This window comes from Methylobacterium sp. WL116, from assembly GCF_008039455.1.
Taxonomy (GTDB): domain Bacteria; phylum Pseudomonadota; class Alphaproteobacteria; order Rhizobiales; family Beijerinckiaceae; genus Methylobacterium.
Genome location: NZ_VRUV01000001.1, coordinates 70,489 through 92,762, shown reverse-complemented (window position 1 = coordinate 92,762; position 22,274 = coordinate 70,489). Strand labels below are relative to the sequence as shown.

The following is a 22,274-nucleotide window of genomic DNA, read 5'->3' as shown; positions in this document are numbered from 1 at the left end:
ACAAGAAACGGTCCCGATGCTCGCGCTCGCCATCTTCGCGGTCACCCTCGTCTTCGTCATCTGGCAGCCGAAGGGCTTCGGGATCGGATGGAGCGCCCTGATCGGGGCCGCCGTGGCGCTGGCCACCGGGGTCATCAGCCCCGGTGACGTCCCGGTGGTCTGGCACATCGTCTGGGACGCCACCTTCACCTTCGTGGCGCTCATCATCATCTCGCTGCTGCTCGACGAGGCGGGCTTCTTCCATTGGGCCGCGCTCCACATCGCCCGCTGGGGCGGGGGTCGGGGGCGCCTGCTGTTCCCGCTGGTGATCCTGCTCGGGGCCGCCATCGCCGCGGTGTTCGCCAATGACGGCGCCGCGCTGCTGCTCACGCCCATCGTGCTGGCCATCCTGCTGCGCCTCGAATTCAGGCCGGCGGCGGCACTGGCCTTCATCGTCGCCTGCGGGTTCGTCGCGGATTCGACCAGCCTGCCGCTGGTGATCTCCAACCTCGTCAACATCGTCTCGGCGAACTTCTTCGACATCTCGTTCAGCCGCTACGCCGCGGTGATGGTGCCGGTGAACCTCGTCTCGCTCGCGGCGACCCTTGTGGTGCTGTGGCTGTTCTTCCGGCGCGACCTGCCGGCAACGTACCCTGTCGGAGAGTTGGAGGCGCCTCGAAACGCGATCCGCGACCCGCTCGTGTTCCGGGCGGCGTTCCCGCTCCTCGGACTGCTGCTGGTCGCCTACTTCGTGACGGCGCCGTTCGGCGTGCCGGTCTCGGTCGTCACCTGCGCCGGTGCCCTGATCCTGCTCGGTCTCGCGAACCGGAGCCGGGTGATCCCCATCCGCAAGGTGCTGGCGGGAGCCCCGTGGCAGATCGTGCTGTTCAGCCTCGGCATGTACCTCGTCGTCTACGGCCTGAAGAACGCCGGCCTGACCGACTACCTGGCTCAGGGGCTGACCTGGCTCTCGGGTCACGGACCGTTCGTGGCCACCATCGGCACGGGGGTCGCCGCCGCGATCCTGTCGTCGGTGATGAACAACATGCCGAGCGTGCTGGTCGGCGCGCTCTCGATCCAACAGGCCCCGGACCTGTCGCCCCTGATGCGCGAGCTGATGGTCTACGCCAACGTCATCGGCTGCGACCTCGGACCGAAGCTCACGCCGATCGGTAGCCTCGCGACGCTGCTCTGGCTCCACGTCCTCGACACCAAGGGGCAGCGCATCACCTGGGGCCAGTACATGCGGGTCGGCCTCGTCATCACCCCGCCGGTCCTCCTCGTGACCCTAGCAGCGCTGGCGCTCTGGCTGCCGGTGCTCGGGGCCCGGTAGCGATCCGATGGGTCCGGCGCGCCGCTGGCCGGTGATCTCGGCCCTTGGCGTCATCCAGATCCTGACCTGGGGCTCCTCGTTCTACCTGCCGGCGGTGCTCGCCGGCCCCATCGCCGACGGGACGGGTTGGCCGTTGGCCTGGGTGGTCGGCGGCCTGTCGGTCGGCCTTCTGGCGGCGGCCTTCGCATCGCCACGGGTCGGGCTCGCCATCCACCGGCACGGGGGCCGACCGGTCCTTGCGCTGGCGGCAGTGCTTCTCGCCGTGGGGCTCGCCATCCTCGGCGGCGCACCGAACCTGCCGGTCTACCTCGCGGGTTGGATCGTGATCGGGCTCGGCATGGGCTGCGGCCTCTACGATCCGGCCTTCGCGACGCTCGGCCGCCTCTACGGGTCCGACGCGCGCCCCGCCATCACGACGCTGACCCTATGGGGTGGGTTCGCGAGCACGGTCTGCTGGCCGCTCTCGGCCTTCCTCGTCGCGCGGATCGGATGGCGTGGGACCTGCCTCGCCTATGCCGGCCTGCACATCACGGTGACCCTGCCGCTGGCGCTCCTCATGATCCCGCCAATGCCGGCCAAGGTCGTCGGAAGCGTTCGGGAGCGCCGTGACGGAGGCACGCTCACCGCCCGCGAGCGACGGGCCTACCTGCTGATGGCGGCCGTCCTCGTGTTCGGGGGCACCGTGATGGCGATGGTCTCCGTGCACCTGATCGCGTTGCTCCAGGCGAGGGGCGTGGCCCTGGCCTCCGCCGTCACGTACGGCGCGCTGATCGGACCGGCACAGGTCGGTGCCCGTCTCGTCGAGATGGCGGGCAAGGGCCGCCACCATCCGCTCTGGACGCTGGCCGCCGCCATGGCGCTGGTGTCCCTAGGCCTCGGCATCCTGGCGGCCGGCCTTCCCGCGGTCGGCGTCGCGCTGGTCCTGTATGGGGCCGGCAACGGCATCTACTCCATCGCCCGTGGTGCGGTCCCGCTCGCCCTCTTCGGGCCGGTTCGCTACCCTGTGCTGATCGGGCGCCTCGCCCGGCCCGGGCTGATCGCCCAGGCGCTGGCACCTGCGCTCGGAGCCCTAGCGCTGGCTTATGGCGGTCCGGACGTGGCCTACGGCCTGCTGCTGATACTCGCCCTGGCAAATCTCGGATTGGCGGTCACGCTCCTTCGCAACGGATAGATGCCGCGCGTCGAGGGCCATAGGCGACCGACGTAGGAGTTCCCGTGCGCTGACGGGATGGATACGACCGTGTGGCCTGTCACGTCAGGCCGGGCAAGCTCCTCGGCTTGAAGAAATCGGCCATGCCTGAATGCCATCGAGGCGCGAGGTCGCGAGGACCGCCAGGGTCAGCTTTCCCCATCCACGAGCGTGCCTTCGCCGACCTGTGAAACGCGGCGAGGCAACTCGCGGACAAGCGCCGTTCGCCTGAAGGGGGTCAGCTTCCGCCAGGCACGGATTTCCGGAACGGTGCGGCCGCATCCCAAGCACCACCCGGTCCTGCCGTCGAAGCGGCAGACCCCCGTGCACGGATCGTCCTTCCTCATGAGAGCGCCCTTCCGAAAACGTGCGTCCAACGGCCACTCGACATGTATAGGGTAGCCCCCTATGTTACTAGAGGAACGAGGAAGCCGATGTCATGGCCCACACCGTCAAGGACAAGACCAAGCTCTTGGCGCGCGTGCGCCGGATCAAGGGACAGGCGGAGGCCGTCGAGCGCGCCCTGGAGGCGGAGATCGGCTGCTCCGACGTCCTTATGCTGGTCGCCTCGATGCGCGGGGCCATCAACGGACTGACCTCCGAACTGATGGAGGAGCACATCCGCCATCACGTCGTCGATCCCGCACACGAACCCGATCCGAACCGTGCCAGGGGTGCGTCCGAGCTGATCGAGGTCATCCGCACCTACCTGAAGTGAGATCCCGCATGGACATGATGCACGCAAACCCGGGGCACGCTCCCTCCGCCCCGGCCGAGGCCCACGGTCACTCACATATCTTTCTCGGCGAAGGTCATGACCGCAACGAGCGCCGGACCTGGGCCGTCATCGCGCTCTGCGGTGTCATGATGGCCGCCGAGATCGTCGGCGGCATGCTGTTCGGCTCCATCGCCCTCGTCGCCGACGGCCTGCATATGTCGACGCATGCGGGGGCCCTCCTGCTCGCCGCAATGGCCTATCGCTATGCACGCCGGCATGCCGACGATGACCGCTTCACCTTCGGGACGGGTAAGTTCGGAGACCTCGCCGGGTTCACCAGCGCCATCGTGCTCGCGATGATCGCCCTGCTGATCGCCTACGAGGCGGTGCTCCGGCTCATCGAGCCCGTGGCCATCGACTACAACGAGACCATCGCCATCGCAGTGCTCGGCCTCGGCGTGAACCTCGCCAGCGTCTGGCTCCTGGGAAGCGACCACGACCACGGCCACGGACATCATCACGGCCACGAGCATGGTCACGAAGACCATGACGACGCGGCGCGGACCATCGTGACACCGACGGAGACGTTCGGCCTGGAGATCCACGAGGACGGCGTGCCGCCACGCTTCCGATTGACAGCGCAGGGTGCGGAGTCCCTCGCCCCGGTCGAGGCCATGACCATCGAAACGGTGCGTCCGGACGGAACGCGGCAGACTTTCGCGATGACCCGCAAGGGCGACGTCGTCGAGAGCATCGAGATGATCCCAGAGCCCCACGCCTTCGAGGCGACCCTGTGCTTCCCGGGATCGGAACGGGCCGGGTCCGTGACCTTCGAGGAGCATGCGCATGGGCATCACGGCGCCATGCACCGGGACAACAACATGCGAGCGGCCGTGGTGCACGTGGTGGCCGACGCCGCCGTCTCGGTGCTGGTGATCGGCGGCCTTTTGCTCGCCCGCTTCCTGGGTTGGACCTGGATGGATCCCGTGGCCGCCATCATCGGATCGGTCGTGATCGCGAGTTGGGCCTACACCTTGGTACGGGACACGGGTGGGGTCCTTCTCGACATGCAGCCCGATCAGGGTCTCGTCCGGAAGGTGCGGAGCGTCATCGAGGAACAGGGCGACCGCGTCGCCGACCTGCACGTGTGGCGGTTGGGCCCCGGTCACCTCGGCGCCATCGTCTCGGTTGCCACGGCACAGGCGCGCGGGCCGGACTTCTATCGTCACCTTCTCGCGCCGTTCGGAAACCTGTCCCACCTCACGGTCGAGATCCGTATGGTGCCGCGCGGATAGAGGCATTGCGCCTTCCGTCTCGCTGACACGTCTCGGACTTCTCGGAGGCCCCCGTGCTGCCCCGGCAGGGGCGACATTCGGTCCAACCGCCGAGACGGTCCCTCTCGGTCCGTTCGCAGCCTCGGTGCCCGGCAACGAGACCGCCTCCGATGAGTGGCCAAGTGCCGCCTTGAGAAAAATTGCGGTCGTCGGAATCGGCGACTCGCGAAATCACGCTTCGTCGCGAGGCTCGGAGCGCCTCTATCAAAGGGGACGACCGTGCCGAACGGGGTAAAGCCCCACCCGATTATAGCCCGGTCTCAACCCGCCCTGGCAGGCCACTGCCGGTGCAGGTCATCGATGACGAACGCGTGCTCGTGCCGACAGTGACCGACCCCTTGGACGTGCGGATGTGACGGATCGAGATCCCCGTGGGCGTGGGCGACGACGTCCGGGTCGGAGGCGGGCCACATCAGGGCGGCTGCCACGACCCCCGCGACGGTCAGCGCACCCAGGACCGCAAGGGTCGCCGGCATCCCGACGGTGGCGCCGAGCCAGCCTGCCAGTGGGTAGGTCACGAGCCACGACGCGTGCGAGAGCGCGAACTGTGCGGCGAACACCGCCGGCCGGTCCTCGGGGCTCGCCGAGCGACGCAGCAGGCGGCCGGTCGGGGTCTGGGCGGCGGAGTAGCCGATCCCGAGGGCGAGCCAGGTCCCGAGCAGCACCGGCCAGCCGATGGCCCCGCCCCAGGTCAGGGCCGCGACCCCGACGAGGACGACGCCAAGGAAGGCCGCGGACGGCAGCATGACGCCACGGTCTGACAGGCGGTCGAGCACCCGCGGCAGCACCAGGGCCGCGATCATCGAGCCGCCCCCGAAGAGCCCGAGGGCGATGGCGACGTCGTCCTGGGGACGTCCGAGCAGGGCCTGAACGATCACCACGGTGTTGACGATGACCATCGCCCCGGCGGCGGCGACCGCGAGGTTCAGGGCGAGCAGGCCGCGCAGGCGTGGGGTCGCCAGGTAGATCCGTAGGCCCCGCGTGGTGCGGTCGTAGACGCCACCTTGCCGGTCGGACCGGGTGGCCACCGGCAGGGTCACAGAGACCACCAAGGCCGCCGAGCACAGGAAGCCCACGACGGTGCCCCCGAACAGCCAGTTGTAGCTGATGACCGTCAGCAGCAGGGCCGCCAGGGTCGGGCTGAGCAGGTTCTCCAGGTCGTAGGCGAGGCGGGAGAGCGACAGGGCGCGGGTGTAGTCGCGCTCGTCCGGCAGGATGTCCGGGATGGTCGCCTGGAAGGTCGGGGTGAACGCTGCCGAGGCCGATTGCAGGACGAAGATCAGAACGTAGATCTGCCAGACCTGATCGACGAAGGGCAGCATCAACGCGATGGCGGCGCGGACGAGGTCCGTGGCCACCAGGAAGGCCCGTCGCGGCAATTGCCCTGTGAAGGCGCCTGCCACGGGCGCGACCACGACGTAGGCGACCATCTTGATCGCGAGGGCGGTTCCGAGCACGGCACCGGCCCGGTCCCCGGCCAGCCGGTAAGCCAGTAGCCCCAGGGCGACGGTGAGAAGGCCGGTGCCGATGAGGGCGATGACCTGCGCGGCGAAGAGATGCCGGTAGGTCCGGTTCGAAAGGACGGCGAGCATGGCGTCGGGTCCTAGAGGTACTTCGCCATCGCCTTGAACTCGGACAGCGCGTCCTTGGCGGACTTACCCCCGTGCCCGACGCCGTCCGCCAGGCAATGCTCCATGTGATCCTCGATCAGCACGCGCTTCGCGTTCGTGATCGCGCTCTCGACCGCATGGAGTTGCTGGGCGAGGTCCACGCAAGGTCGCCCCTCCTCGATCATGGCGATGACGCCGGCGAGGTGACCATGGGCCCGCTTGAGGCGCTTGACGATATCGGGATGCGACGCGTGCTGCATGATGACATCCTATCCCCCCGGGTGGGATGTGGGAAGACGGATTTGCGGCCCCGGTGCGGCTGCATCGGGTGGAGGCGTGGCGTCGAGGGTGGGTCGGATCGGGCGGTTCCTGGCAGTGCTCGTGGCACTCGTGCTGATCGCGACCTCGGTGATGCCGCTGGTCGCGGAAGCGCGCGGCGACAGCGCGGCCGCCCATACCCAAGCCTTCCACGCCTTCCACGCGATCGATCACGACGACCACGATGACGATCATGGTCCCGACGGTTCCGGTCCGGGCGACCTCGCCCATCACGCGCATTCCCACGCCCAGACCCTGGCGACCGCCTATCCGTCCGCCATGCCCACGAACGTGAATGGCGCCGACGTCCGGTTCCGGGCCGTCCACGACCGAGCCAGGGTCGGTCGCGAAGGCAGGGCGCCGTTCGAGCCACCCAGGGGCTGAGGCAGGGCCGCCCGGCGACGTCGGGCCCTTTCCTCCAACGCACCTGCGCTCCCAGGACCCGCCATTCGGCGGCACCCGGCGGCGATGGCTCATGGCATCGACATGTTCAAACGTACCCTCCTCGTCCTGGGGGCCGCCGGCGGCGGCTTCCTGATCGCGACCGTCTGGCCGGGCGCACCGGACGCCCTCCGGTCGCGCCTTGCGCAAAGCGGCCTTCTCCCAGCCTCTCCCTCCGCCACCGGCAGCCCTGCGCCGATGCCGGCGGCGGCACCGAAGCCTGAGGAGCCGGGCCTCGTTCGCCTGACCCAGGACCAGATCGTCAAGGCGGGCATCCGCACCGACGCCGTCCAGGGCGGCCGGCTCGCCCGCCATCTCCACGTACCGGGCACCATCGTCCCGAGCGCCAACAACACCGCCCGCATCGCGGTGAAGACGCAAGGGACGGTGGCGGAACTGCGCAAGGGGCTTGGGGACCGGGTCGCCAAGGGTGAGGTCGTCGCCCTACTCGACAGCCGCGAGATCGCCGACACCAAGAGCGAGTACCTCGCCGCCCGTCTCTCGGCCGGCCTGCAGAAGACCCTGTACGAGCGTGATCAGTCGCTCTGGGACAAGCGCATCTCGTCCGAGCAGCAGTACCTGCGCTCCCAGGCGAGTTACGAGGAGCTCAAGGTCAAGGTGGACTCCGCCCGGCGCAAGCTCACCTTCCTCGGCTTAAGCCCCGCCGAGATCGAGGCCCTGCCCACCCTTCCGGCGGCGCAGTTCGAGCGGCAGGAGATCCGATCCCCCATCGCAGGCAGGATCGTCGAACGGCGGGTCGACCTCGGCGCCGCGGTCGGACGCGACAACCTGGAGACCGAGCTCTACAGCGTCGTGAACCTTGCCCAGGTCTGGGTCGACCTCGCGGTCTCTCCGGGCGACCTGCCTCTGGCCCGCGAGGGCCAGACGGTCACCGTGTGGACCCAGGCGACCGACGAGCGCGCCGAGGGCAGGATCGTCTTCATCGGTCCGGTCCTCGACCAGAACACCCGCGCCGCCCGCGTCGTGGCCGAGTTGCCAAACCCCGACGAACACTGGCGGCCCGGGTCCTTCGTCTCGGCCGAGATCGCCGTCTCCGACAAGCCGGTGCGCAACCTCGTCCCGTCCGCGGCGATCCAGACCATCGCGGGCAAGCCGATCGTGTTCGTGAAGGTCGAGGGCGGCTTCGAGGCGAGACCCGTCGGAGTTGGGCGATCCGACGACGGGAGCATCGAGGTCACCACCGGGCTGGCGCCCGGCGACGTCATCGTCGTCGCCAACAGCTTCATTCTGAAGGCCGAGCTCGGCAAGGGCGCGGCGGAGGACTGAGCCATGATCCGCCCGGTCCTCGCCTTCTCCGTCACCAACCGCTACGCGGTCATCCTGGTGACCCTCATCGCCACCGCCCTCGGTGCGTGGTCGCTGGCCCGGCTCCCCATCGATGCCGTGCCAGACGTCACCAACAACCAGGTCCAGATCAACGCCGTCGCCACATCCCTGACGCCGGTGGAGATCGAGAAGCAGGTCACGGTGCTGATCGAGAGAGCCCTCGCCGGGACGCCTGGTCTGGAGACGATGCGCTCGTTCTCGCGCAACGGGTTCGCCCAGCTCACCGCCGTGTTCAGCGACAAGGTCGACGTCTACTTCGCCCGCGCCCAGGTCAACGAGCGCCTCGTCGAGGTGCGCGGGAGCCTGCCGCCGGGGGTCGAGGTCAAGCTCGGGCCGATCTCCACCGGCCTTGGGGAGATCTATTGGTGGGCGGTCGAGTACCTTCCGCCCGGCGAAGGGGCGCCCGTCCGGGACGGCAAGCCCGGCTGGCAGACCGACGGCAGCTACCTGACGCCCGAGGGCGAGCGCCTTTCCGACGACTTCCGTCGCACCGTCTACCTCCGCACGGTGCAGGACTGGATCATCCGTCCGCAGATGAAGAGCGTGTCGGGAGTCGCCGGCGCCGACGCGATCGGCGGCTACGTCAAGGAATACCAGGTCCAGCCCGACCCGATGAGGCTCGTCGGCTACGGGCTGTCGTTCAAGGACGTGGCCGACGCCATCGAGGCCAACAACGCCACCCGCGGGGCCAACTACGTCGAGCGCAACGGCGAGGGCTACATCGTCCGGGCCGGCGGCCTAATCGAGAACATCGGCGAGATCGCCGAGATCGTGGTCGCCACCCGCGCCGGGGTCCCGATCCTGGTGCGGGACGTCGCGAACGTCACCATCGGGCGCGAACTCCGCACCGGCTCGGCCAGCGAGAACGGACGCGAGGTGGTGCTCGGCACCGCCCTGATGCTGATCGGCGGCAATAGCCGTACGGTGTCGGCCGCGGCCGATGCCAAGATCACCGAGATCAACAGGCTGCTGCCGCCGGGCATCGTGGCGCGGACCCTGCTGAGCCGGACCGAGCTCGTCGACGCTACGATCAGGACGGTGGCCAAGAACCTCGCCGAGGGGGCGCTCCTCGTCGTGGCCGTGCTGTTCCTGGCGCTCGGCAACATCCGCGCGGCCATCATCACGGCCCTGGTCATTCCGGTGGCCATGATGCTCACCGCCACCGGCATGCTCGCCGGCCGCATCAGCGCCAACCTGATGAGCCTGGGCGCCCTCGACTTCGGCCTCATCGTCGACGGCGCGGTCATCATCGCCGAGAACAGCTTGCGTCACCTCGCGCAACGCCAGCACGAACTCGGGCGCAAGCTCTCGCAGGAGGAGCGCCTCACCACGGTCCGGGTCTCGGCCGAGGAGATGATCAAGCCCACCGTCTACGGGCAGGCCATCATCATCCTGGTCTACGTGCCCCTCCTCACCTTCACCGGCGTCGAGGGCAAGACCTTCACGCCGATGGCGCTGACGGTGCTAATAGCCCTGGTGGCGGCTTTCGTGCTGTCGCTGACGTTCGTGCCGGCGATGATCGCGACCTTCGTTACCGGCCGCGTGAGCGAATCCGAGAATGCCCTCATCCGGGGGATCAAGGCGGCCTACCGCCCGCTCTTGGATGGTGCGATCCGGGTACCAATGGCCTTCGTCGCGGGCGCGGTTGTCCTGCTCGGCTTAGCGGGCGCGCTGTTCACGACTCTCGGGCAGGAGTTCGCGCCGACCCTCGACGAGAAGAACATTGTTATGGAGGCCCGGCGCATCCCGTCGACCTCGATCTCGCAGTCCCAATCCATGCAGCTCGGCGTCGAGCGGGCGATGAGCAAGTTCCCGCAGATCGCCTTCGTCTTTTCGCGATGCGGCACCCCCGACATCGCCGCCGACCCGATGCCGCCCAACGCCTGCGACGCCTACCTCATCATGAAGCCCCAGGCCGCGTGGCCCGACCCGAGCCTTACCAAGGAGGCCCTGATCGGCCAGCTTGAGGCCGAGGCGAAGCTCATCCCCGGCACCCTGCTCGGGTTCTCCCAGCCGATCCAGATGCGCTTCAACGAGCTCATCGCCGGCGTCCGCGACGACCTTGCGGTCAAGGTCTCCGGCGAGGAATTCGGACCGATGGTCGAGGGCGCGAACAAGATCGCCGGCATCCTGCGCGGGCTCGAAGGCGCGGCCGACGTGAAGGTCGAGGAGGCGGTCGGATTGCCGTTCATGGATATCAAGATCGACCGTCGAGAGATCGGGCGGCGGGGTCTCAGCCTCGCCGACGTTCAGGACGTCATCGGCACGGCAATCGGTGGCAAGGACGCCGGTCTCGTGTTCGAGGGTGACCGCCGCTTCAAGATCGTCGTCCGCCTCTCCGACGCGATCCGCGGCGACGTCGAGGCGCTGAAGAACCTGCCGGTACCGCTGCCGGCCAAGCCAGGCATGGCCGAGGGTGCGAGCGTGCCGTTGCGCCAGGTCGCCTCGTTCAGCTTCACCGAAGGGCCGAACCAGGTCAGCCGCGAGGACGGACGCCGTCGGGTCGTGGTGACCGCCAACGTGCGCGGTCGCGACATCGGCTCGCTCGTGGCGGAGGCGCAGGCACGCATCGCCAAGGAGGTGACGTTGCCGGCGGGGTACGAGGTGCGCTGGGGCGGCCAATTCGAGAACCTGACGGCGGCCCGGCAGCGCCTGATGGTCGTGGTGCCGGCCTGCTTCGCCCTGATCTTCATCCTGCTTCTCGGGGCGCTCGGCTCCGCCCGTGACGCGGCCATCGTGTTCAGCGCGGTGCCGTTGGCGCTCACCGGCGGCGTCGCGGCCCTGGGGCTGCGAGGGATGCCGTTCTCAGTCTCGGCGGCCGTCGGGTTCATCGCCCTGTCCGGGGTCGCGGTGCTCAACGGCCTCGTGCTCCTCAACCACGTCAAGCAACTGGTCGCCAATGGGGCCGCCGTCCCGACCGCCGTTCGCGAGGGGGCGATGACCCGGCTCCGACCGGTGGTTATGACCGCACTCGTCGCGGCGCTGGGCTTCGTGCCGATGGCGCTTGCGACGGGCACGGGGGCGGAGGTCCAGAAGCCGCTGGCGACCGTGGTCATCGGCGGCTTAATCAGCGCGACCCTGCTCACCCTCGCCGTCCTGCCGGCACTCTACACGCGGTTCGGGAAGGCGCCATTGATCCAGCAACCGGCCGAACGCATGTACCGACGATCCGTCGAGGCGGCCGAGTAAATGCGCCTCACCCATTCCGATGCCCGCCAATCTCACGACAGGAGCGAGTTTTTCGGGAATGCTCGATTCGCTTCGAGAATCATGAGGCGATTCGCTTGAACGTGCGCAGCACTTTCGTACGCTATCGGCGAGGTGGAGTTACATGACTTGCGCCGAGGCCCACCCCAGTGTCTTACGGATCTCAAGAAACCGTCCTCATCGCACCTTTCGGATCGTCGTGACGACGTAGTGGCCTTTCACCCGATCGGCATCGAATTCGACGAAGTCTCCCGGTTTCAGGTCCTTGAGTAGCGTGCGGTCCGTGACGGCATAGCCCGTCGTCATTTCGTCCATGTCTAGCATGGGGATGGCCTCATGCCTGAGCGTGATCCGAGCCGCCGCGAGGTCGATTTTCTCGACCTGCCCGTTGATGGCTTGTGCGCGCACGGGTCCCGACATCACGACCAGCGATGCTGCCAGGGCAAGAAGGGCTCTCGGGCGTTTCATGGCGGGTAGCTTCCTGTTCAAGCGAAGACGTCGCCGGGCGCCGAGGCGAAGCGGCTTCCGGCTCACGCCCGCGGTGGCGCCACCGTAGGCGCCCCTCCTACGAGAGATGACCATCTGGGTATGAAGGCCGGCACCTGTCGCGCGTAGGCCGCGTAGGTTTCCCCGAACCGCGTCGACGCCTCCCGTTCCTCGTTCCGGGCGAGGCGGACGTACATGACGATCAGGAACGGGAACATCGCCAGCGTCAGCAGGGTCGGCCACTGGACCAGGAACCCGAGCAGTACCAGGACGAACCCGGCGTACTGGGGATGGCGGACGTAGCCATAGGCCCCGTCCATGGCGAGGCGGCCTTCCTTCTGGGCGGTGTAGAGGGTCTTCCAGGCCGCCGAGATGACCATGAATCCCGTGATGATCAGGATGTAGCTAAGGATGTGGAAGGGCCCGAAATGGGGATTGGTCTTCCATCCGAACATCGTCTCCAGGAGATGGCCGGCGTCGTGCGAGAACCAGTCGACCCCGGGGTAGTAGGTCTGCAGCCAGCCCGACAGGACGTAGATGGTGAGCGGAAAACCGTACATCTCGGCGAACAGGGCCACGACGAAGCCGCTGAACGCGCCGAACGACCGCCAGTCCCGCGGCGTGCTCGGCTTGAAGAAGCTTAGGGCGAACAGGATGAAGACTGTCGCGTTGATGAGCGCGAGGCCCCAGAGGCCGTAGGCGGACCCTGTATCGTGCATCGGACCTGCCCTCAGGGTGGCTCCGGAACGGTCCACCGACGGCAGGAGGATCGCATTCCACCTTTCCCCGGGCCTTGATCTGCATCAAGGACATCCGCGTCCGGGAGCCTAGGCTTCGGATCGATCAGCTTCGATGACGGCGGAGACCATCATGGCGACCTTGCGCACCGACAGGACATCGTCATCCCTCCGGGCCGGGTTCCGTTCGCCGCTGAACCTCGTCGCCACCGGGTGGGCGATGACGAGCGCGCTCGTGGGGATCTTCGTCATATGCGAGGTCCTCGCCGGCATCTGGCCGACGGCCCTGCTCTCCCACGGCTGGATAAGCCTGTTCGCGACGGAGCCCGACAACATCGCGAAGACCTCCGTCGAGGGCGTCTTCGGCAGCGCGGTCGCCGCCTGGATCGCGGCCCTGCTGTTCGTCCCCGTCTACAATCGGATGGCAGAGCGCTGAGCGGGCCGACCTCGCCCCCGATACGGGAGACCCCGACATGAACATGACGCCACCCGTCGACGCGGGGCTTCCGGGATCGAAGCGGTTCCCCCTGCTCGGGACGCCGATGGGTTGGACCCTATCGCTGATTCTGGCAGCGCTCGGGGCGTACCTGCTCACCTATCATACCACCCACGTCTTCCTCTTGCTCCCCTATACGCTGTTGCTGGCCTGCCCCCTGATGCACTTTTTCGGGCATGGCGGTCACGGGCATGCCCAGGCGGCACCCGAGGCCGCACCGACCGACAGCCCGGCAGTCTCGGCTCATGCCGACGAGTCTCGGGGCGGCGCCCCGATTTCCAAACCAGCCCAAGGGCGCGGTCCGGACTGAAGCCTGAACCGAGCCTTCAGAGCGGGTTCAGAGCCGTCCGGCCATGATCCTGGCTTACGGCGGCCGCTGGGCTGGCCGCATCGGAGGATGCCATGTCGATCAGGAAGGCCATCTTCGCAGCCATCGTCCTCACGCTGGCGGTGCCCCTCGGACCAGCGTCGGCCCATGACGAGGAATACGAGCATCTACGGGACCACGCCGAGCACGGCCGCTTCCATGAGCGCGTGGACCGCGCGCACGAGGCCGCCCACGAATTCGGACTGTTCGAAAGTGCCGGCGACCATCGTCGCTACCATCATCGCTATGGCCATTCCCACGAGGATTTCCACGACGACTATCCCAGGACAACTCGCGACCATGGTCATTACGACAATGACGAGTTCTGAGGGCGACAAGGACGGAAATTGAGACCGGGGTCTTGACCATCCAACCATGGGAAGCCCCATCTCGATGGGACGAGACCCGATAGGAGAGCCGTCATGTTCCAGATCAACGTCATCAAGATGAACTGCGGCGGTTGCGCCAAGTCGGTCACCCGCGCGATCCACGGCGTGGATGCCAGCGCCACCGTCGCGGTCGACCTCGCCGCCGGCACGGTCGCGATCGCCAGCCCCGCCGGTGCCCCGGTCGGACGCTTCGTCGATGCCGTCCGTGCCGCCGGCTACGGCGCGGACACCCAGCCTCTTGCAGCCTGACCGGACGGTGCCGGAACGTATAGTTCCGTTTCAATCATTCCCCTTACGAACCAGGTCTCGAAACGGGGGGAGATCGTTCCTGACCTTCGACCTGCAACTCGTGCCCCTGACGGCGGCGATGAGCGCGACGATCATCGCCGCCGTCGCGCCATCTGCCGTGCAGGCTCATGAGGGCCCCCACCATCCCGGGCATAGAAAGGTCGCTGTGAGGCCGCACCGGGGATTGCCCCGACCTCGTCGAGACCCCTGACATCGGTGGCCTCACCAACCCGTCCGACCATCGCAGCCATGGCCTTGCCCGTGGGCGCGGCTGGAACGATCCAATCCGACGAGATAGGCAGGGACTGCTGCTCTAGCCCGTGCGACGCAACCTGCTGGGTGTTATGTCCTGCGGTGTTGCCGGCATCCTAACCGGCGCCGCCTCCCTGACGGTGCCCGCCTTCGGGCAAGCCGTCTTGGTCCCCAACGACGTCGGAGGTCTTTTCGGCCTCGGCGTCGAGGTGCCGCCCGAGCCCTACGATCCCTCGCTGTGCCTTGCGGCCTCGAACAGGGCCCGCGCCTCGTCCCGCCGAAGCTGCCGCTGAACGACAGGACTGACTTCCCGTTTGCCTTCCGCGTAAAGGCCCCCGGGCGGAGTGACACGGATACGAGTTGCTTACCGCCCCGTCAGCATCAACGGGGAAGAACCTTCTCTTGAGCGTTGTAGGAGGAGTAGTGCTTACTTCCGGGAACCCTCATCGAAGCGGAGCCGTTCATCGACGATTATCGCCGTCCATGCCCGGCCCCGGTCACGGGCCAATCCGGTTCGTTCCGTCAATCTAAAAACGAGGAAACCTCATGAAGAAGTCCCTTTTCGCAGCCGCTGTCCTGGCGTCTCTCGGCGCCTTGGCCGCTCCCGCCTCGGCTGCGCCTGGCGTGATCGGCGCCGTCGATGCCACCACCAATGTCGTCGACGTGCGGATGGACGGCATGCACGGGCATCACCGCATGATGGGCCACGGCCATATGCGCGGCCGTCACATGATGCGCGGGCGCATGATGCGGCATCACATGGGCCGCCATCACCGTATGTGATCTGAAAGGGGCCCTGGCGGGCCCCTTATCTCTGTTCGTGCATGCTTGCCCGTTCAGGCCGGCAGTGCGCGATCCGAGTATGTCGCGCGGAAGGGACTTCAGATCACCTTCCCTCCGCAGTAGCGAGCGAATGCGCTGCGGCCTCGCGGCCCGAACAGCACGACCTCGTAAGTGTCGGGCTCCATCCCGTCGACCTCCATGCCGGGCGATCCCGTTGGCATGCCAGGCACGGCCAGTCCCGTGCCTTGCGGACTCTCCACCAGCAAGCGCTTGATCGCGCCGGCCGGGACGTGTCTCTCGACCACGTAGCCGCCGACCTGGGCGGTGTGGCAGGAGGCGAGGTCCCGGGGCACCCCGAGCCGGGCCTTCACCGGGTTCACGGGACGCTCGGTCACCGTCACGATGAAGCCGGCCTCACGCAGGTGCGCGACCCATTTCACGCAGCAGCCGCAACTCGGGTCCTTGGTCACCGCGACCCTGGGCAGACTTTCCGCCATGGCGTCCCGTCCGAACGCTAGCCCTGCCGCCAAACCCGCGAGCAACGCTCTCCGTGATGGCACCGTATCGTGCCGCATCGTCATCTCCCGTTAGTCCTCGCTCGGCCGCCAAGGGCAGCCGAACGTCCTCTTCTTCCACGCCGTGTCGCGCCGCATCGGCCGGGCGCAGCCCTCGCCCCTTCACCAGGGCGTAGACCGCCGGAATCACGACGAGGGTCAGCACGGTCGAGGATAACATGCCGCCGATCATGGGGACCGCGATGCGCTGCATGACCTCGGACCCGGAGCCCGTGCTCCAGAGGATGGGCAGGAGACCGGCCATGATGGCGACCACCGTCATCATTTTGGGCCGGACACGCTCGACCGCGCCGACCATGATGGCCCGCCTTAGGTCCTCGCGCGCGAGGGGGGCGTCCCGCGCGTGCGCACCCGGCCCGGACCTCTCCGAGGGCGTGGTCGAGGTTGTTGAACATGCAGTTGCTCAGTTGAACTTGCAGCCAGTGGTCGAGTCGTAGGGCGCCCTCAGCTACACCGCGCCCTATCGACCCGAACGTCGGTTTCCGATGACTGTTGATTAGGCCGCGAGGGGCAAGGTATCGGCCCCGTAGCCGGCGGCTCGGACGGCATCGACGAAGCGTCCGACCGGGGCACCGGCGGTGCTGGCGATCGCGACCGTGCCGGCGGCGAGGTCGACCGCGACGGTGGCGCCGGCATCTACGCCGTGGATCGCGCGGGTGACCGACTTGGCGCAGCCGCCGCAGTTCATCTTGGTGACCTTGATCTCGAACATGACGACTATCCTATTTGGTGACGTCCCATCGAGATGGGGCTTCCCTTGGTGGTAAGGTCAATGGCCCTCGGATTGCTGATGCCGACCGATACCGCGTCGCCGATTGTCGGAGGGTGCGGGAATGAACCGGCATTCTCCGACCGCTCCATTCTCGCATTCGCCGATCATGCACGAAAGCTCGCCGCTCAGGGTAATGAGCTAGGCGACCCGGGCGAGGTGGCGACGGGCGACTCGGTCTTTTCAACTCGGCTTGACGTGCCTAACCGGTCCTCAGTGACCGTCGCCTAGGCATTCGCCGTGATCGGACAGGACTTCGATGACGCGGCATTCGCCGACGCGTCCGTGCCCACATTCGCCGACCATGCGTGAGAGTTCGGCCCTTAAAGCGGTGAGGCGTTCGATGCGCCCGTCGACCTCGGCGAGATGCCGCCGGGCGATGACGTCGACCTCCGCGCAGGGAAGATCCGGCCGGGCGTTAAGCGCGAGCAACTCGCGGATGGCATCGACCTCGAAACCGAGCTGCCGGGCGTGGCGGATGAAAGCCAGCCGCGCCACATGGGCCTGCCCGTAGTTCCGACGCCCCCCGGCGGTGCGTGGCGGGGCCGGCATCAGGCCGACATCCTCGTAGTAGCGCACCGTCGTCGCGAGGACGCCCGTGCGCTTCGATAGCTCGCCGATGGAAATTTCCATTTATCGCTTGCTCCTCTAGCCACTGGAGGAGTTAAGCCGTCGTCGACCCAGAAGGAAGACCGTCGATGGCCAGACCAGACGTCGCGATCCCCGGCCCACCGGACGACGCCACCCGACCCGCGATCCCGCAGCTCCGACTGGTCGTCTCGGGAATGGATTGCGGCTCGTGCGCCGCGAAGATCGAGAACGCCGTCCGCCGACTGGACGGGATCGAGGACGTCGCCGTCTCGGTCCCCGCCGGCACGGTGACGATCAGGCACCGCGCCGGCGTCACGCGGGCGACGCTGGCCGCGACGGTAACCTCACTCGGCTTCGGCGTCGCCGACCCTGCGGTCGATGCCGCTTCCGGGACGGGTGAACAACCGAACGCACTCGAATCTAAGGGGGACGATCCGGCGTGGTGGCGTGGCCCGCGGGGACGCCTCACCCTAGCGTGCGGCGGATCGCTGGCGGCGGCGTACCTTGCCGGCCAGGCCTATCCCGCCATGGCCCCCTACGCCTTCCTGGCTGCCATGGCGGTCGGCCTCGTGCCGATTGCCTGGCGGGCCCTCGTGGCCGCCCGACTCGGGACGCCGTTCTCCATCGAGATGCTCATGACCATCGCGGCCGTTGGCGCGGTCTTCATTGGCGCCATCGAGGAGGCCGCGAGCGTGGTGTTCCTGTTCCTCGTCGGCGAACTGCTCGAAGGCGTCGCGGCGAGCCGCGCACGCGCCTCGATCCGGGGCCTGACCGACCTCGTGCCGCGAACCGCCCTTGTGGAGCGGGACGGACGCGTCGAAGAGGTCCCGGCGGAGACGCTGACGATCGGATCGACGGTGATGGTGCGCCCTGGCGACCGCATCCCGGCGGACGGCATCGTGTCGGAGGGGACCGGCGAGGTCGACGAGGCGCCCGTGACCGGCGAGAGCGTGCCGAAGCGGAAGTCCGTGGACGATCCGGTCTTCGCGGGGACCATCAACGGCGGGTCCGTCCTGCGCGTGCGGGTCACGGCGGCAGCGCGCGACAACACCATCGCCCGGGTCGTCCGCCTCGTCGAGGAAACCCAGGACGCCAAGGCCCCGACCGAACGGTTCATCGACCGCTTCTCGCGGTACTACACGCCGGCCGTCGTCGCGGTCGCAGTGCTTGTGGCGACGGTACCGCCGCTCCTCCTCGACGGACCCTGGCACGAATGGATCTACAAGGGCCTGGCGATCCTGCTCATCGGCTGCCCGTGCGCCCTCGTCATCTCAACGCCGGCGGCCATCGCGGCGGGTCTGTCGGCGGGTGCCCGCCGCGGGCTCCTGATCAAGGGCGGCGCCATCCTGGAAACCCTCGGCACGGTCACGATGGTGGCCTTCGACAAGACCGGGACCCTGACCCTGGGAAAGCCCCGGGTCACGGACGTGGTCCCCTTCGGGCGATCCGAACGCGACGTCCTTTCCCTCGCGGCCGCCCTGGAAAGCGGCTCGAACCATCCGCTCGCCCGCGCGATCCTGGCCAAGGCCGCGGAAGTCGCCGCCCCGATCCCGCCGGCCGCCCAGGCCGAGGCGCTCGCCGGGAAGGGTATTTCCGCGGTGGTCGGCGGGGTCGGGATCTTCCTCGGTTCGGCGCAGGCGGCCGCCGAGAGTGTCGCGTTCACGCATGAGCAAAACTCGCGCGTCACGGCCCTGACCGACGAGGGCAAGACGGTGTCCGTCCTCCTCGCCGGCACCGCCGTGGCCGGCCTCGTGGCGATGCGGGACGAGCCGCGGCCCGATGCCGTGGATGGCATCGCCTCGCTACGCGCGCTTGGCGTCGACGTGGTCATGCTTACTGGCGACAACCGCCGGACCGCAGGCGCCATTGCGAAAACGCTCGGCATGGCGCCCCGGGCCGAGCTCCTTCCCGAGGACAAGCTCGGCATCGTCCGCGAGATGCAGTCGGGCGGCAAGGTCGTGGCGAAGGTCGGGGACGGCATCAACGACGCGCCCGCCCTGGCCGCGGCCGACGTCGGGATCGCCATGGGCGGCGCCGCGGACGTCGCGCTTGAGACGGCGGACGCCGCCATCCTGCACGGACGGGTCGCCGACGTTTCCAGGATGATCGTCCTGTCGCGGCGGACGATGGCGAACATCCGGACCAACGTGGCGATCGCGCTAGGCCTGAAGGCGGTGCTGCTATGCACGACCGTCCTCGGCATCACCGGGCTCTGGCCCGCCATCCTCGCAGACACCGGCGCGACCGTGCTCGTCACGGCCAACGCGCTGCGGCTACTCCGGACCAGGATCTGAACGACAATGCCAAAGGATCACGACGACCGCGACCACGACCACGCTGACCATGGGCATGGGGACCATGGCGGGCATGCGCATGGACCGGGACACGCGCACGTCCCGGCGAGCTTCGGGAAGGCGTTCGCCATCGGCATCGCCCTGAACGTCGGCTTCGTCGCCGTCGAGGCGACCTACGGGGTCCTCGCAAACTCGGTGGCCCTGCTGGCGGATGCCGGCCACAACCTCTCGGACGTGCTTGGCCTGGTGGTGGCCTGGGTCGCCATGGCGCTGGCCAAGCGGGCCCCAAGCGCGCGCTACACCTACGGGATGAAGGGCTCGTCGATCCTGGCAGCCCTGTTCAACGCGGTGTTCCTGCTGGTCGCCGTCGGCGCCATCGCCTGGGAGGCGATCCAGCGCTTCGGCGAGCCGGCACCTGTCGCCGGCAAGACGGTGATGATCGTTGCCGCGATCGGCATCCTGGTGAACGGCATCACCGCCTGGCTGTTCGCCTCCGGGGCCAAGGGCGACATCAACATCAAGGGCGCCTTCCTGCACATGGCAGCGGACGCCGCCGTCTCGGCGGGCGTGGTCATCGCCGGGCTGGTGATCCTCTATACCGGGTGGACCTGGCTCGATCCCGTCGTCAGCCTCGCCATCGTCGCGGTCATCGTATGGAGCACCTGGGGCCTCCTGCGCGACAGCCTCACGCTGTCCCTCGCCGCCGTCCCGCCCGGCATCGATCCGGCCGCCGTCCGAAGCCACCTCGAAGGACTGCCGGGCGTCACCGCCCTGCACGACCTGCACGTCTGGGCGATGAGCACCACGGAGACCTGCCTGACGGCGCACCTTCTGATGCCCGGCGGCCGCCCCGACGACGCCTTCCTCATGGACGCCGCCGCCGGGATCAGGGAACGGTTCGCCATCGGCCACACCACCCTGCAGGTCGAGACGAGCGCGGACAACGCCTGCGCCCTCGCGCCCGACCACGTCGTCTGAGGGCGTGATGCAAGCCTGGGTCTATACGCTCATCCCCGCGGTCGCCGCCATCGTCGGAGCGGCAGTCGCGGTCAACCTGCGGCCAAGCCCGGTCCTGGTCAGTGCCATCCAGCATTTCGCGGCCGGCGTGGTCTTCGCCGCGGCGGCGGGCGAGATCCTGCCGGACCTCAAGCATGCCGGGTCGATTTGGGCCACCCTCGTCGGCGGCGGGCTCGGGGTCGCGGCGATGCTCGGCGTCCGAACGCTGGAGCAGCGGGTGAAAGGGCCGGTCGGCCTGATGTCGGTCACCGGCATCGACATCCTGGTGGACGGCCTGGTGCTCGGCATCGCCTTCGCGGCCGGGGGTAAGGCCGGCATCCTGCTCACCGTCGCCCTGACCATCGAAGTGCTGTTCCTCGGCCTGACGGTGGCCAACGAGCTCGGCGAGGGCGGCGCCTCGAAGCGGAAGATCGTCGGCCTGACGGCGGCCCTCGTCCTCCTGCTTCCCCTCGGGGCGCTCCTCGGCGGGCCCGTCGGCGCGCTGCCAGCGGCCGTCCAGGGCGGCTTCCTCGCCTTCGGGCTGATCGCGCTCCTGTACCTCGTGACGGAGGAACTGCTCGTCGAGGCACACGAGACAGAAGACAGGCCCTGGGTCACCGCTATGTTCTTCGTGGGCTTCCTGCTCCTCCTCCTTCTCGACGAGATGATCGGCTGACCGGATTCCTCCGTCCCGGGGGTAGCCCATCGTGGCGATGTCGGGGGATTGGCTGGGTGGACCGCACCAACGTACCGCCGCCATCGAGGGGCGGCCAATGGCGGCGAGCGTCGCAACACCGTGATCGAGCGCCACTGAACCGGCCGGTCCGTGGCCTCGCGATCCTCGTTCGCGGGGCCACGGGAGCACCAGAAGCCTCCAGGATGGATGAACGTAGGTTTCAGGCCCCGTTCAAGGCACCATGGGCATCCTGGCGGCATCATCCCACGAGGAACGAGCCATGCGCGCCCACATTCCAGCCCTTCTCGCCGCAACCCTGATCCTCGCCCCCGCCGCGGCGTCGGCCCAATACTACGGCGGCGATTTCGATCGGCGGGGCGGCGCCCATGTCGACCGCTACCATCATGGCGACCACGACGACGTCGTCATCCACCGTCCGCATCGGGATTACGGCGACCGAGCCTTCTATGGGGAGCGTCGGTTCTACGGCGAGCGCGAGCACCACCACCATCATCATCACGACGATTATTGAGGCTCCGTCCTCGTCGAGGGTCACCCGGCATGTACGGGTGGCCCTGAATGGTTCATAAGGCGGGCATGACCACGGGACCCCGGATCAGGGCCTACGAGACGATGCGCGGCTGGTGGGCGACCACCGTCCGCGTGCTTTCGCTCGTCCTGGTCATGGCGCTCGTCGTCCCCGGCGCGATCCATTCCGTCGAGGTCCACCGGTCCATTGGCCACGAACTCTCCATGTCGGCCCCGGGGGATGCCGCTAGGCCCGACCACGCCGACGCCTGCCCGGCCTGCCATGCCAACTGCGGCTGCCACCAAGCCCTGAACGTCGACGCGACGCCTGCCCTGCCGTCCCGCGGGACCGCGCGCGCCTCCTACGCGACCGTGACCACCCCCATCGGATCAGTCTCGCCCGACCGCCTTCCTAGGCCGCCTCGCGCCTGAGGCGACGTCGCCACGTCCGTAGCGCGTCTCGGCCGGCCCCTCGCAGGACCCGGCCGCCTCACCATCGCGAAAACCCCAGTACGGGACCGTCCCGAGCCGCATGAGCGGCGTTGCGACGTCCCCGGCGGACCCGGTCCTT

26 protein-coding genes are annotated in these 22,274 nt (G+C 68.2%); 16 read left to right on the top strand and 10 right to left on the bottom strand.

The annotated features are described in order from the left end of the window. Positions 1-16: 16 nt before the first annotated feature. Together FV223_RS00485 and FV223_RS00480 are read left to right on the top strand one after the other, a co-directional pair. Positions 17-1,312: an arsenic transporter gene (locus tag FV223_RS00485; RefSeq protein WP_147724657.1), complete on the top strand. Its 1,296-nt coding sequence runs from the start codon at positions 17-19 to the stop codon at positions 1,310-1,312. Positions 1,313-1,319: 7 nt separating this feature from the next. Further along, positions 1,320-2,483 (top strand): MFS transporter, encoded by a 1,164-nt coding sequence (locus tag FV223_RS00480; RefSeq protein WP_147724655.1) that lies wholly within the window; start codon positions 1,320-1,322, stop codon positions 2,481-2,483. Positions 2,484-2,650: 167 nt separating this feature from the next. Here the strand turns inward: FV223_RS00480 and FV223_RS00475 are convergent, their stop codons facing one another. Then, positions 2,651-2,848: a DUF1289 domain-containing protein gene (locus FV223_RS00475; RefSeq protein WP_147724654.1), complete on the bottom strand. Its 198-nt coding sequence runs from the start codon at positions 2,846-2,848 to the stop codon at positions 2,651-2,653. Between the two features lie 92 nt (positions 2,849-2,940). Between FV223_RS00475 and FV223_RS00470 the strand changes: the two genes are divergently transcribed. Both FV223_RS00470 and dmeF read left to right on the top strand, forming a co-directional pair. Next, a complete protein-coding gene (locus FV223_RS00470) occupies positions 2,941-3,219 on the top strand; it encodes a metal/formaldehyde-sensitive transcriptional repressor (RefSeq protein ID WP_058191708.1) in 279 nt (92 codons plus the stop codon). A gap of 17 nt (positions 3,220-3,236) precedes the next feature. Then, the gene (dmeF, locus tag FV223_RS00465; RefSeq protein WP_147724712.1) at positions 3,237-4,514 is read left to right on the top strand and encodes a CDF family Co(II)/Ni(II) efflux transporter DmeF; all 1,278 of its coding nucleotides are present in this window, start codon (positions 3,237-3,239) and stop codon (positions 4,512-4,514) included. Between the two features lie 299 nt (positions 4,515-4,813). Here dmeF and FV223_RS00460 read toward each other — a convergent pair whose 3' ends face one another. Together FV223_RS00460 and FV223_RS00455 are read right to left on the bottom strand one after the other, a co-directional pair. Further along, entirely contained in the window at positions 4,814-6,145 is a 1,332-nt protein-coding gene (locus tag FV223_RS00460) for an MFS transporter (RefSeq protein WP_147724652.1), read from the bottom strand. A gap of 11 nt (positions 6,146-6,156) precedes the next feature. Beyond that, positions 6,157-6,423, bottom strand: coding sequence for a metal-sensing transcriptional repressor (locus FV223_RS00455; RefSeq protein ID WP_147018773.1), 267 nt, complete (start codon positions 6,421-6,423; stop codon positions 6,157-6,159). A gap of 121 nt (positions 6,424-6,544) precedes the next feature. Here FV223_RS00455 and FV223_RS00450 point away from each other — a divergent pair, with 121 nt between their 5' ends. From FV223_RS00450 to FV223_RS00440, 3 genes are all read left to right on the top strand, one after another. Continuing rightward, positions 6,545-6,865 (top strand): hypothetical protein, encoded by a 321-nt coding sequence (locus tag FV223_RS00450; protein ID WP_147724650.1) that lies wholly within the window; start codon positions 6,545-6,547, stop codon positions 6,863-6,865. A gap of 102 nt (positions 6,866-6,967) precedes the next feature. Beyond that, positions 6,968-8,209 (top strand): efflux RND transporter periplasmic adaptor subunit, encoded by a 1,242-nt coding sequence (locus tag FV223_RS00445; protein ID WP_147724648.1) that lies wholly within the window; start codon positions 6,968-6,970, stop codon positions 8,207-8,209. A 3-nt stretch (positions 8,210-8,212) separates the two neighbouring features. Beyond that, positions 8,213-11,458 carry a CusA/CzcA family heavy metal efflux RND transporter gene (locus FV223_RS00440; protein ID WP_147724646.1) on the top strand — a complete coding sequence of 1,082 codons (3,246 nt, stop codon included), beginning with the start codon at positions 8,213-8,215 and terminating at the stop codon, positions 11,456-11,458. Positions 11,459-11,653: 195 nt separating this feature from the next. Here the strand turns inward: FV223_RS00440 and FV223_RS00435 are convergent, their stop codons facing one another. Together FV223_RS00435 and FV223_RS00430 are read right to left on the bottom strand one after the other, a co-directional pair. Further along, the gene (locus tag FV223_RS00435; RefSeq protein WP_147724644.1) at positions 11,654-11,944 is read right to left on the bottom strand and encodes a copper-binding protein; all 291 of its coding nucleotides are present in this window, start codon (positions 11,942-11,944) and stop codon (positions 11,654-11,656) included. A gap of 62 nt (positions 11,945-12,006) precedes the next feature. After that, positions 12,007-12,681 carry an isoprenylcysteine carboxylmethyltransferase family protein gene (locus tag FV223_RS00430; protein WP_147724642.1) on the bottom strand — a complete coding sequence of 225 codons (675 nt, stop codon included), beginning with the start codon at positions 12,679-12,681 and terminating at the stop codon, positions 12,007-12,009. A gap of 133 nt (positions 12,682-12,814) precedes the next feature. On the opposite strand from FV223_RS00430, the gene FV223_RS00425 reads away from it, so the two are divergent. The 5 genes from FV223_RS00425 (at position 12,815) to FV223_RS00405 (ending at position 15,274) form a co-directional block, all read left to right on the top strand. After that, the gene (locus tag FV223_RS00425) at positions 12,815-13,135 is read left to right on the top strand and encodes a hypothetical protein (protein WP_147724640.1); all 321 of its coding nucleotides are present in this window, start codon (positions 12,815-12,817) and stop codon (positions 13,133-13,135) included. A gap of 106 nt (positions 13,136-13,241) precedes the next feature. Continuing rightward, the gene (locus tag FV223_RS00420; RefSeq protein WP_187275994.1) at positions 13,242-13,505 is read left to right on the top strand and encodes a DUF2933 domain-containing protein; all 264 of its coding nucleotides are present in this window, start codon (positions 13,242-13,244) and stop codon (positions 13,503-13,505) included. A gap of 92 nt (positions 13,506-13,597) precedes the next feature. After that, positions 13,598-13,891, top strand: coding sequence for a hypothetical protein (locus tag FV223_RS00415; RefSeq protein ID WP_147724638.1), 294 nt, complete (start codon positions 13,598-13,600; stop codon positions 13,889-13,891). A 93-nt stretch (positions 13,892-13,984) separates the two neighbouring features. After that, positions 13,985-14,200 (top strand): heavy-metal-associated domain-containing protein, encoded by a 216-nt coding sequence (locus tag FV223_RS00410; RefSeq protein WP_147724636.1) that lies wholly within the window; start codon positions 13,985-13,987, stop codon positions 14,198-14,200. Between the two features lie 837 nt (positions 14,201-15,037). Next, a complete protein-coding gene (locus tag FV223_RS00405) occupies positions 15,038-15,274 on the top strand; it encodes a hypothetical protein (RefSeq protein WP_147724634.1) in 237 nt (78 codons plus the stop codon). Between the two features lie 98 nt (positions 15,275-15,372). On the opposite strand, the gene FV223_RS00400 is transcribed toward FV223_RS00405, so the two are convergent. The 4 genes from FV223_RS00400 to FV223_RS00385 all read right to left on the bottom strand — a co-directional run bounded on the left by FV223_RS00400 (position 15,373) and on the right by FV223_RS00385 (position 17,251). Beyond that, the gene (locus FV223_RS00400) at positions 15,373-15,804 is read right to left on the bottom strand and encodes a DUF411 domain-containing protein (protein ID WP_246689557.1); all 432 of its coding nucleotides are present in this window, start codon (positions 15,802-15,804) and stop codon (positions 15,373-15,375) included. Continuing rightward, positions 15,689-16,147 carry an efflux RND transporter permease subunit gene (locus FV223_RS31395; RefSeq protein WP_246689556.1) on the bottom strand — a complete coding sequence of 153 codons (459 nt, stop codon included), beginning with the start codon at positions 16,145-16,147 and terminating at the stop codon, positions 15,689-15,691. Before FV223_RS31395 ends, FV223_RS00400 begins: the two co-directional genes overlap by 116 nt. A 198-nt stretch (positions 16,148-16,345) precedes the next feature. After that, the gene (locus FV223_RS00390; protein WP_147724630.1) at positions 16,346-16,561 is read right to left on the bottom strand and encodes a heavy-metal-associated domain-containing protein; all 216 of its coding nucleotides are present in this window, start codon (positions 16,559-16,561) and stop codon (positions 16,346-16,348) included. Between the two features lie 270 nt (positions 16,562-16,831). After that, on the bottom strand, positions 16,832-17,251 hold the full coding sequence (locus tag FV223_RS00385) for a helix-turn-helix domain-containing protein (protein WP_147724628.1): 420 nt from the start codon (positions 17,249-17,251) through the stop codon (positions 16,832-16,834). Positions 17,252-17,403: 152 nt separating this feature from the next. Between FV223_RS00385 and FV223_RS00380 the strand changes: the two genes are divergently transcribed. Genes FV223_RS00380 through FV223_RS00370 form a run of 3 tightly spaced genes read left to right on the top strand, consistent with a single transcriptional unit; the run spans position 17,404 to position 21,175 of the window. Then, entirely contained in the window at positions 17,404-19,503 is a 2,100-nt protein-coding gene (locus tag FV223_RS00380) for a heavy metal translocating P-type ATPase (RefSeq protein WP_147724709.1), read from the top strand. A 6-nt stretch (positions 19,504-19,509) separates the two neighbouring features. Further along, complete coding sequence (locus FV223_RS00375; RefSeq protein ID WP_147724626.1) at positions 19,510-20,481, top strand: cation diffusion facilitator family transporter; 972 nt, start codon at positions 19,510-19,512, stop codon at positions 20,479-20,481. Positions 20,482-20,488: 7 nt separating this feature from the next. After that, on the top strand, positions 20,489-21,175 hold the full coding sequence (locus tag FV223_RS00370) for a transporter (RefSeq protein WP_147724624.1): 687 nt from the start codon (positions 20,489-20,491) through the stop codon (positions 21,173-21,175). Between the two features lie 259 nt (positions 21,176-21,434). Here the strand turns inward: FV223_RS00370 and FV223_RS00365 are convergent, their stop codons facing one another. Then, positions 21,435-21,731: a hypothetical protein gene (locus FV223_RS00365; protein ID WP_147724622.1), complete on the bottom strand. Its 297-nt coding sequence runs from the start codon at positions 21,729-21,731 to the stop codon at positions 21,435-21,437. A gap of 41 nt (positions 21,732-21,772) precedes the next feature. Here FV223_RS00365 and FV223_RS00360 point away from each other — a divergent pair, with 41 nt between their 5' ends. Beyond that, positions 21,773-22,135 carry a hypothetical protein gene (locus tag FV223_RS00360; RefSeq protein WP_246689555.1) on the top strand — a complete coding sequence of 121 codons (363 nt, stop codon included), beginning with the start codon at positions 21,773-21,775 and terminating at the stop codon, positions 22,133-22,135. The last annotated feature ends 139 nt before the right edge of the window (positions 22,136-22,274 follow it).